General features: G+C 42.4%; 10 protein-coding genes, 1 tRNA gene and 1 pseudogene. 3 read left to right on the forward strand and 9 right to left on the reverse strand.

Annotated elements, in window-relative coordinates; genetic code table 11:
• A partial coding sequence (locus tag ACH2DQ_RS07375) for a helix-turn-helix domain-containing protein (protein ID WP_394911744.1) occupies window positions 1–1,079 on the reverse strand: 1,079 nt, incomplete at its 3' end.
• A 504-nt stretch (window positions 1,080–1,583) separates the two neighbouring features.
• Between ACH2DQ_RS07375 and ACH2DQ_RS07380 the strand changes: the two genes are divergently transcribed.
• The 3 genes from ACH2DQ_RS07380 to ACH2DQ_RS07390 all read left to right on the forward strand — a co-directional run bounded on the left by ACH2DQ_RS07380 (window position 1,584) and on the right by ACH2DQ_RS07390 (window position 2,947).
• Window positions 1,584–1,787 carry a cold-shock protein gene (locus ACH2DQ_RS07380; RefSeq protein WP_394911745.1) on the forward strand — a complete coding sequence of 68 codons (204 nt, stop codon included), beginning with the start codon at window positions 1,584–1,586 and terminating at the stop codon, window positions 1,785–1,787.
• Between the two features lie 202 nt (window positions 1,788–1,989).
• Window positions 1,990–2,062, forward strand: a tRNA-Thr gene (locus tag ACH2DQ_RS07385).
• A 180-nt stretch (window positions 2,063–2,242) separates the two neighbouring features.
• Window positions 2,243–2,947 (forward strand): lysozyme family protein, encoded by a 705-nt coding sequence (locus ACH2DQ_RS07390; protein ID WP_394911746.1) that lies wholly within the window; start codon window positions 2,243–2,245, stop codon window positions 2,945–2,947.
• Window positions 2,948–3,636: 689 nt separating this feature from the next.
• Here ACH2DQ_RS07390 and ACH2DQ_RS07395 read toward each other — a convergent pair.
• From ACH2DQ_RS07395 to ispF, 8 genes and pseudogenes are all read right to left on the reverse strand, one after another.
• Window positions 3,637–4,365 carry a queuosine precursor transporter gene (locus ACH2DQ_RS07395; protein ID WP_394911747.1) on the reverse strand — a complete coding sequence of 243 codons (729 nt, stop codon included), beginning with the start codon at window positions 4,363–4,365 and terminating at the stop codon, window positions 3,637–3,639.
• 3 nt (window positions 4,366–4,368) lie between these two features.
• Complete coding sequence (locus tag ACH2DQ_RS07400; protein ID WP_394911748.1) at window positions 4,369–5,082, reverse strand: radical SAM protein; 714 nt, start codon at window positions 5,080–5,082, stop codon at window positions 4,369–4,371.
• Window positions 5,083–5,340: 258 nt separating this feature from the next.
• Window positions 5,341–5,934, reverse strand: coding sequence for an RNA polymerase sporulation sigma factor SigH (gene sigH / locus ACH2DQ_RS07405; RefSeq protein WP_394911749.1), 594 nt, complete (start codon window positions 5,932–5,934; stop codon window positions 5,341–5,343).
• A gap of 24 nt (window positions 5,935–5,958) precedes the next feature.
• Entirely contained in the window at window positions 5,959–6,696 is a 738-nt protein-coding gene (rlmB, locus tag ACH2DQ_RS07410; RefSeq protein ID WP_394911750.1) for a 23S rRNA (guanosine(2251)-2'-O)-methyltransferase RlmB, read from the reverse strand.
• A 163-nt stretch (window positions 6,697–6,859) separates the two neighbouring features.
• Window positions 6,860–7,288, reverse strand: a pseudogene (locus ACH2DQ_RS07415) (Mini-ribonuclease 3); the annotation flags it as partial.
• Window positions 7,273–8,679 (reverse strand): cysteine--tRNA ligase, encoded by a 1,407-nt coding sequence (gene cysS, locus ACH2DQ_RS07420; protein WP_395026181.1) that lies wholly within the window; start codon window positions 8,677–8,679, stop codon window positions 7,273–7,275. The pseudogene ACH2DQ_RS07415 and the gene cysS, both read right to left, overlap by 16 nt.
• A gap of 156 nt (window positions 8,680–8,835) precedes the next feature.
• Entirely contained in the window at window positions 8,836–9,984 is a 1,149-nt protein-coding gene (locus tag ACH2DQ_RS07425) for a GNAT family N-acetyltransferase (RefSeq protein WP_394911752.1), read from the reverse strand.
• 18 nt (window positions 9,985–10,002) lie between these two features.
• Window positions 10,003–10,542: a 2-C-methyl-D-erythritol 2,4-cyclodiphosphate synthase gene (ispF, locus tag ACH2DQ_RS07430; RefSeq protein ID WP_394911753.1), complete on the reverse strand. Its 540-nt coding sequence runs from the start codon at window positions 10,540–10,542 to the stop codon at window positions 10,003–10,005.
• Between the last annotated feature and the right edge of the window lie 57 nt (window positions 10,543–10,599).

Raw genomic sequence — 10,599 nt, forward strand, 5'->3', positions numbered from 1 at the left:
TACAATGACTCAATGTGGTTTTTCAATTTTTGTGCTGCTTCCTGGAATGCTTCATACCCCCGCAGCTTTTCATATCTGTCATCTGTCATGAGAAGATTTAACTGGGATTGCTTGATTCCCTTTACCTGCCCCGGCGTTTCATTTGCGCTAAGTGATATAGTATCAAAATAAACGCGGTCCCTGAGCTTATAATCCATTTTTCGAATACGATTCATATATGCGATGATACTCTTTAAAGCTTCTTCCTCATTATCTGTATCCAGATACAGCTGGGCTGTCTTTTCCCATGCGAACAAAGAACCTCCACTGCCAAATATTTCTTCCAGCTCACGTCCTGCTTCCGCATACTGAAATGCCTTCTCCATATTTTGTGTCCTTCTGGCTGTTTCTGTAAGGGAAAGCAATGCCATCTGCGCAGTTCTCATGCCTGAAAACAAATTGGTCTGTAAAAGCTTTTCTGCTTTTTCGTATTCTCCCTTTTTCAGATAGATACTGGGACGCAGCTGTGCAGGATCCATTTGCTGCTGGGGAATGGAATCCAGAAGCGCTTCTGCCTCATCGTAGTTTTCCTGCTCCATGCATCTAGAAATCAAATACACTCTGGCATTTTCACGGATTAAAGGATTCGATGAGTCCATAGTCTCCCGCGCCAGTTTTTCCAGCTGCTTTCCCCATTCCATCCATTCTTTTTCCATAAAATCCTGATCCATGGTGTAGGACAGCATAATAGACGCAGAAATTACCCTCATTTTTAATTCCTCAGAATTCGGGTACTGGTTCAGATAGAATTGTATTTTCTTTCTGCCTTCCCGAAAGCCGTTCTCCTGACAGTTTACGCGTATATCGTTCATAATGTCATCCAGAACTGACTGATCCAGCTCCTGGGTGTAGGACAGCAGGTAGTCGATTGTCGTGTCCAGCGCCCTGGCAATGGGTGGCAGGAGCAGAATATCGGGATAAGTGCTCCCGGTTTCCCATTTGCTCACTGCCGGTGCAGATACGCCAATTGCCTGCGCCAGCTGCTCCTGGGTTAATTGTTTTTCTTTTCTAAGATTCAAAATAACTTCACCTATATTCATGTTGTATGCTCCTCTTCTCAACTTGGAAACGGCCATTTCTTACTTCTTAGTATACCGAAAATACAGACAATCTGCAATGGAGCCGCAATATAGTTCCCGTTAACAAAACTTAACCATCAGGAAAGGTGCAAGAAAAATCTTTTCAATTTCTTCACAGTCTCTTCAATCGTCTGTCACACTTTCTTCATAACTATCCTTTATAGTATAAATATGAAAAGCCAATAAGACTTTTTCAAAAAATCTTTTTCATTTTCGCCAGTATCGAACAGGTACTGGCCTTCCTTCCGTTTATGGGTAAAATTAACTAAAAATCAATAATTTTAAAATATATTTTATTTACCTTGACAATACAAATCTTACATGGTATTATAAGAGAGTATTTTGAATGAATTTTTGATCTTCACATATTTTTGTAAGTCACTAATTTGATTGATGATTTACAAAAATATGTGATTTTTTTTATTTTCATGTTAAGATATAATATTATAATTGGAGGTACCTACTATGAATAACGGTACAGTAAAATGGTTTAACAGCACGAAAGGATTTGGATTTATCACAAACGACAGCACAGGAGAAGAGTTCTTCGTACATTTCTCAGGAATCGCTAGTGAAGGATTTAAGTCTTTAGAAGACGGACAGAAAGTAACTTTCGATATCGCTCAGGGAAACCGCGGTATGCAGGCAGTTAACGTTTGCGCAGCTTAATCAGCTCAGCAAATAATCTGGTCACTGATTAGATCATTTAAGCCGATGTATAATGCATCGGCTTATTTTTTTGCCCTTTTTTGTTCTTCTCCTCTCCCCTTAAAAGAAATTTGCAGAATTTTATCAATTTTTTAAAAAATTCGTTGACAAGCAGTGTTACTTATGATAAAATTCTTAACTGTAGCGGTTATTAATATCGCAGGCTGATGTGGCACAGTCGGTAGCGCACCTCATTGGTAGTGAGGAGGTCACGGGTCCGATTCCCGTCATCAGCTCTTTAGGAGCCCTGGATTATATCCGGGGCTTTTTTCGTATATGCCGTTGCACGTAGTGCCGATCGGCATTAATTGTCCATCTTGCCTTAAATCAGACTGACAGTGCCTTTAATCTGTTTTAAGGCAGGATGGACTACTGGCAACCCGTTTACTCAGAATGTTTATACAGAAGAGAGGATTATGGCAGCTTATCAAAGAACGACCAAAAAAACATCATCCCGGAGACCCCGGAAGAAAATATCTGCTTCACTGTCTGTAAATGGCCGAAGCTCCGCTAAAAAGCGTCTGAGCCAAAAGGAACAGCTACTAAGAAGAAAACGCCAGGTGCGCCGTATCTGGTTTCTGATTGGATTTTGTATTTTGGCAGCCGGCGGATTTATCTGTTACCTGGTATTTTCAGGGATCTCTAACCCCGGTGGATTGACCAAAAGTGTTCTTCAATATGAAGACCAGGTTAAAAAATATTGTAAAGAATACAACATATCCGAATATTCCGATGTAATACTTGCCATGATGCAGCAGGAAAGTGCAGGAAAAGGAACCGATGTTATGCAATGTTCCGAAAGCCCTTTTAACACCCAGTATTCAAACGAACCTGGCAGTATTACAGATGTAGACTATTCCATTCAAGTGGGAGTAGAAACTTTTGCCTATTGCCTGGAGGAAGCCCAGTGTACTTCAGTAAACGATATGGATAAATTAAAACTGGCTCTTCAGGAATATAATTTTGGAAATGCATATGCCACATGGGCAGCTGAAAATTATGGAGGATACTCTCCGGAGAATGCACAGGAATACTCAGACAAAATGAAAGCCCAGCTTGGCTGGACTACTTATGGTGACCCGGATTATGTACCGCATGTTTTACGGTATTATAAAAAATAACCCCCTTTACAGAGGGAGTGCCAGTATCTTAAGATACTGGCAGGTTATGAAAAAGATTATTAACAATGCTTATTTGCTTTGTACACTTAATACTATAGCGGTTCACTGTGAAAAATCTGTGTATAGTACTTGAAGACTTTGTGAATATTTTTCTCCCCCTTCACGGATAAAACAGCAAAAAGAAGGACTGGCCATCGCCAGTCCAGGAGGGAGAGAAAAGTTTATGTAAAAAAGCTTGTTTGCTTTGTATGAATATACTATACCAATCAATTGTGAATAAGTTATGGCATCGCGCTTAAAGCTTTATAAAGTTGTTTAAGATTTTATAAAGGTTTTAAAAAGAAAAGCTTTTCCCTGATAACTGAATCTGGCATGTCAGTCAAAAACCCCGCTGCGGGCAACAGGGTTTTTGACCCTCGCGGCAGTCGCCAAATGGACGCGCCAGCGTGTCCGTTTGGCTCGTTGCCCGCGGGAATAAAAAAGCCTCTATACAGAGGGAGAGCCAGTATCTTGGCGGATACTGGCGAGTTATGAAAAAGATTTATATGAAAAAGTCTTATCGGCTTTTACAAGTATAACTATAAAAGATAGTTGTGAAAAATATGTGACAGCCTGTTGAAGAATTTGTGAAAATACATCGATACCATTTCTGAGTGGTTTCTATAAATGATTTCCTATAAAATTAGGATCTACATAACTGCAGCCTTTTCCGGTTTGTCTCTGTCTTCTCCCAGCGGCTTTATGATTCTCGCCAGATATACAGCAGGTGTATCCGCAAGGCTTGTGAATATAAAGATCACATAGCTTGCCCACATAATGCTGATAAGTGTTCCGCTATCATAGGTTCCAAAAAATGCTCCCATTGTGAACAGAACCGTATTTAAAAGCTGGGAAAGTAACGTTGATCCGTTATTACGAAGCCACAGATAGCGTCTGCCGTCCCCACAGAGCCTTTTTGTCATCTCCCACCACTTATGGTACAGCCAGACGTCAAACTTCTGGGAAACGGCGTAGACGACGAGACTCGCCAGCATCATCCTGGGGGTATTGGAAAAGATACTGACGATGCTTCCATGTGCCCAGTCATTTGCACCTGGCTGATACAGCAGCCAGGACTGGGAGATCAGGATAAAGGTAAGGGATGTGAGGATTCCGATGTTTACCGCCTGATTTGCCGCCTTTTTGCCCGAAACCTCACTTAAGATATCCGTTACCAGGAATGTTGAAGCAAATAAGATATTACCAAGGGTCTGCTCCATCCCAAAAGCATCTACCAGAATTAAAACCTCAATATTTGCAGAAATAGTTGCCAATACCGTGAATGCCATCAACCCTTTGCATCCCAGCAGTTTATACCACAGCAGAACGCTTCCATAAATAATCACTACACTCAGGACTAATAGAATCTCATTTCTCATCTGTTATTTATCTCCTACTCCAAAATCTGTATTTTCAATTAATATATCTACCCGGGGATTATCCAGATACTCCGGCATCAGTTGCGTTACAAATTCCCTTATGACAGCAGGGGCTGGTTTAATTGGTTTACTGTTCTCATTCATAATGTTGACGCAGACACGTTCAAAATATTTTAAACCAGTTAGAATATCCTGTTCCATAGATGCTGTATTCTGTCCGGGAATGCCAAATAAGAGGCAGCATTCATCGTAGTATTCTGCTATCTCCTCTGGTGTATCAGCCGTTATGCCCTTATTCAGATAGCTTTCCCGAAACAGGGCGTCAAATGTTTCCACCCCGATTTTGATCTTAACCGTAATACCCTGTTCCCCAAAAAACTTCTTAATGTCCTTAATTTTATCCCGGTGCATCCAGTGGCATTCAAAATGAAGCTGCAATATCTTTTTTTCCAGACATTTGTTTAAAACGGCATGCATTGTCTTGTCATCCAGATCTGTAAAGCTCCCGGAATTGATTACCTCCAGTGTTTGATAAATCCCGGTTACTTTTTCAATTTCTGCCCTGTTGAGCTTGAAATTTTCCTCTTCATTTCTGGAATAATCCAGATGATAATCGCAGAAGCGGCACCTTCTCCACTTGCAGCCGTCCCCCCGAAGCAGGATAATCTCACGGGGATTTTTTTGAGCAATTATAGAATAGCGATTTAATTCAGTCATTTTTTTCCTTTCCGTCCGGCAATCCGGTGCATCCGGTATCAGCCGTTCCAGAGCGTTTCGTTACACGCTTGTAAGTGATAATTTAAGGAAAAATAAAAAAAGACGCTTATCATTAAGCGCCATCAAAAATACCGGTAAAACACGCACTCTAATGCGGTTTTTCCGATTTCATTTTCCCTAGTTTTATTTATAGACAGGATGGTCACGAACTGTCTTATTTAATTGCGTATTACACTATAACAGCATAGAAGCGGCTTGTCAACGTATTTTTTTACGAATTCGCTGCAGTGCATTGTCAATAGACTTGGGCGGTTTTCCCAGAAATTCCCCGATCTCCACGTAGTCCTTCCCCTGTAAATAGCAGTCCAGTACTTTCTTTTCGAATGCGCTTAAGGATGCTTCCAGCTTTTCCTCAATCTGCTTTTTATTTTCTTCATGAATCAGCAGTTCTTCCGGATTACTTTCCTGGGTAAACAGGATTTCTTCCAGGGGCAGGGATTCCTCTCCCGCTTCCAAAGTTCCGGAATACAGTGAAACATAGGAATTTAACGGGGTATGTTTTTTTCTGTTGGAAGCTTCAATTGCATGATAGAGCTGCCTTCCGATGCAAAGCTTTGCAAAGTGATAAAAGGAGGCATCCCTGTCCTCCCTGTAATCCCTCACGGCTTTGAACAGGCCAATCATCCCCTCCTGGATCAGATCGTCCTTGTCTCCGCCGATTAAGTACAGTGCCCTTGCTTCTTTACGCACCAGATATTTATACTTTTCCATGATGTAGTCCGTAATCTCCGGATTTCCACCCTTAAGCTTTGCAATTAATTCTTCGTCGGTATATCCGTCGTAGGACACCATTTCCTGCCTCCACCTGTTATATATTTACATTCTCTGCCTTACGATCTCATAAGCCAGTACACCGGCAGCTACAGAAGCATTCAGAGAGTCAATATCCCCTTTCATAGGAATAGACGCGGTAAAGTCACATTTTTCCTTCACAAGGCGGCTGACGCCTTCTCCTTCACTTCCGATCACCAGTCCGATGGCACCTTTTAAGTCCAGCTTATACATCACTTCTCCGCTCATATCGGCACAGACAAACCAAAGACCTTTTTCCTTTAACTCTTCAATTGTTTTGGTTAGATTCGTAACCTTGGCAACCGGAGTATAGTTCAGCGCGCCTGCAGATGTTTTTGCAACAGTTGCCGTCAGCCCTACTGCACGGCGCTTTGGTATAATGACACCGTGGGCACCAGCCAGATTTGCTGTACGGATAATAGCTCCCAAATTGTGGGGATCTTCAATATTATCCAGCAGTATAATAAATGGCGGTTCGCCCTTTTCTTCTGCTATCTTCAGTATATCTTCCACTTCGGCATACTCATAGGCCGCTGCATAGGCAATCACACCCTGATGCTTTCCGGTTTCCGAAATCTGGTCCAGTCTTTCTTTTTCCACATAGTTAATAATAGTATCGTGCTTTTTTGCTTCCCTGATAATACTGCGTACCGGGCCATCCTGGCAGCCATCCAGAACAAACAGCTTATCAATGGGCTTTCCGGCACGAAATGCCTCTATTACGGCATTTCTGCCTTCAATTGTCAATTCCTCATATCTCATTGGTATTCTCCTTTACGGCTTCCACTGCCTTGGGGTTTTCATCAGCAGCTTGAGCTGCCGGGGCATTTTCTGCAATTGCAGATACTGCACTGGTGTCATTCGCCATATTGGCTGACACCTTATCCACATTTATTTTATTTTTAACGTTACTATCCACATTTTCCAGGTTCCGAATCCCTTCCTTTATTAGGTCTATCATGCGATGCATCTGGTTTTCCAGATACAGATATCCCATCAGCGCTTCAAACCCCGTTGCTTTTCTGTAATCCAGCATGGAGGCATTCTTCGCCATTGTATAGGATTTGGCATTCCGTCCCCTTTTGTATATCTGCTTTTCCTCCTCCGTCAGAAGAGGCATAATCTTTTCAATCATCTCCGCCTGGGCAGAAGCCTTCACAAGTGCACTGGTGCGCTTATGAAGCTTATTTGCAGGACAATTTCCCTGGCATACCACCAGGGTGCGGATTATCAGGTCATAAATGCTGTCTCCGATATATGCCAGGGTCAACGGCGAATACGTCTTCATATCCAGATCATCCAGGCTAAACTGCTCTTTTAAATAATTGGAAAATGAATCTACGCCTTTTTCCATTTTACACCCTCTCTGGTATCTTCCAGTACAATGCCCTTTGCCAGCAGCGCATCACGGATTTCATCTGCTTTTTTGAAATCTTTAGCCTTTCTTGCTACCTGACGGTCTTCGATCATCTTTTCAATGTCCTCTGCCAGAATCTCTTCTTTTTTATCTACGATGATTCCAAGCACATCGCATAAGCTGATCATTTTATCTAAAACAGCCTGAATAAATGCTTTCGAATTTTCAGCAGAAACATTGGTATTTGCATATTTAACAAATTCAAAAATTGCTGAAATTGCATCGGCTGTATTGAAATCATCATCCATAGCTTCATCAAACTTGGCTGCAAATGCATCCACCTGCTTCAGACTCTCTTTTTCTTCCTGGGACAGTTCCTGCTCTGCGGCATTGCCAAGGAGGAATTTCAGGTTCTCCACAGCAGTAATAATACGCTCCAGGCTTGTTTTGGAAGCTTCCATGAGGTCTGCGCTGAAGTTCAGCGGACTTCTGTAGTGGGCACTGAGCATAAAGAAACGCAGTACCTGCAGATCATATTTTTCCCCTATTTCACGAACGGTAAAGAAGTTTCCAAGTGACTTGGACATTTTGCGGTTATCAATATTTAAAAAGGCATTGTGCAGCCAGTATTTTGCAAAATCTTTTCCATTGCAGCATTCGCTCTGTGCAATTTCATTCTCATGATGAGGAAATACCAGATCCTCTCCCCCCGCGTGTATATCAATTTCTTCACCCAGATATTTTTTAGACATAACCGAACACTCAATATGCCATCCCGGACGTCCGGCACTCCATGGAGACTCCCATGCCGGCTCTCCTTCTTTTTTGGGCTTCCAGAGTACAAAATCCAGCGGATCTTCCTTCTGGTTTTCTCCGGATACTAAAAGGGAACGGTTTCCCGCACGTAAATCATCCAGGTTCTTATGAGAAAGCTTTCCATATTCATCAAACTTTCTGGTTCGGAAATAAACGGTGCCATTCACATCATAAGCAAACCCTTTTTCGATCAGCGTGCCGATCATCTCCACCATTCCGCCGATTTCCTCTGTAGCCAGGGGATGGGTCGTCGCTGGCAATACATTCATAGAAGCCATATCTTTTTTACATTCTGCGATATATCGTTCTGATATTTTCTGGGCGGACACTCCTTCTTCAATGGCTTTGGCAATTATTTTATCATCTACATCCGTAAAGTTGGACACATAGTTTACATCATAGCCCTTATGTTCCATGTAGCGTCTGACCGTATCAAATACAATCATCGGCCTGGCATTGCCAATATGAATAAAATTATATACCGTTGGTCCGCATACATACATACTTACCTTTCCCGGTACCAATGGCACAAATTCTTCTTTTTTCTTTGTTAAAGTATTGTATACTTTCATATTCTGTTCTCTCCGTTCTATAAAATCTGATGGCTGTTCAGTCATAGGATTTATCGCTAGTGCCTCCCTGCGTATTTACCTGGGAGACACTAATACCCAATGCCATTAGTCTATGCAAAAATCTTCCATTTGTCAATATCCCGGCTGTCTTTTCCACTAAACTATTTCATCCAGAAATATCTGATCAAATATTTGGATTTTAGAAAGAGGCAGGGAATCCGCTTCTGTTCCATCGCTTACGCCAAAAAACAATCGGGTCAGTTCACTTACAGACAGTACCGCATCAACATCTTCATCCCTGCATTCCGTTATACGCCGTGCACATCCCCGATGCTCATCCAAATCAAAGCGAAAAACTCCCTGATTGCCCGATAGTATCCGGTCTTCTACCTTAATGGTAAAAGATACCGGCTCCCAGCTTCTCAGGCAGGACGCAAATGATTCCAAATGAATAATCCTTACCATGATCCATGATGCGGTTTCAACACTTTCCCCGAAACCATCCCCAAAAGCGGTAACCGTTATGACCTCTTCCTGTCCGTTCTCAAAAACACCCTTTTCATTATAATAAGAGAAAAGAGCTGGCATTACTGCGTCTTCATACCCCGGCTCACATAGAAGTTCCCGGATCTGCGGCTTTTCTTCCATTGCACTGAAACAATAGCCAACAGGTCTGCCTTGCGCTAAAAAAAGCAGGATACCGCCTTGCTCACTTTCCTGTTCCTTTTGCAGACGCTTCATATATGCGTCGGTCCGAAGGGTATATACCTGGTAACGTGCTCCTAATAATCGCTCAGAGAGCTTGGCAAGGCAGCCGAGATCTTCTTCCCCTGCCTCCCGTATCCGAAGCTCTTTATCTCCAATCTTACCAGAACATTCCGTTTTATGGACAATCATGCTTTTCTGCCCGTAAACTGTTTCAAAGTCAAAGGGTTTGTAAATTGCCTCCGCTGCAGGCATTAAGAACATAAACGCTTCCTTTCTGCCATACCCGTCACTTAATGCCCGATGCAAAATTTTCCTCATCATTCCCTGATGCCTGGATTCCGGTCTGGTGGCAACCGCCACGATATAATGGGTATCCACCGTTGTTTCACCCAGATGCACCTGATAAGGATTAAACTGTGCCATAGAAAGCAGCCTGCTTTTATCATCCATTATTCCGTAGATGAGATTTTCCCTGGTACAGTATTCATAATAATAATCCAGAAAATCTTTAGTATCATCGGGAAAAATTTCTTCCCACAATGCTCTGGTCTTGTGATAATCCTTGGGATCTATTCTGCATACTTCCTGTGCATTCATATTCTTTTCCTCCATGCACTATTTACAGCAGCCGCCGCACCCCTGGCAGGACCTGCCTGCAATCCGGTCATCTGCTGCCAGATCAAACAGCGGAATCAAAAGGCATATTGCATGGGAACTGATCCCTTCTCCTGCTCCGGTAAATCCAAGCCCTTCTTCTGTAGTAGCCTTTACATTCACCTGATTCTCCTCTATGCCCAATGCATCTGCAATGTTTTTTACCATTTGAGGCATAAACGGCAGAAGCTTCGGCCGCTGGGCAATGATAGTAGCATCTATATTTTCAATCATATAATGATTTTCTTCCAAAAGCTGCGCCACATGCTTTAATAATGTAATGCTGGAAATCCCTTTATACTTTGGATCTGTATCCGGAAAATGTTTTCCGATATCCCCAAGTGCTGCTGCTCCTAAAAGCGCATCCATTACGGCATGTACCAATACGTCCGCATCAGAATGCCCCAACAACCCTTTTTCATATGGTATCGTAACACCGCCCAGAATCAGTTCCCGGTCGGTCGTTAACTTGTGTACATCATATCCCATTCCAACTCTCATATCAACCTCCATTTTAATCTATTGCAAAAAATGCTAAGCGGCAGCCTATGCTGATAT

The organism is Robinsoniella sp., from assembly GCF_034124845.1.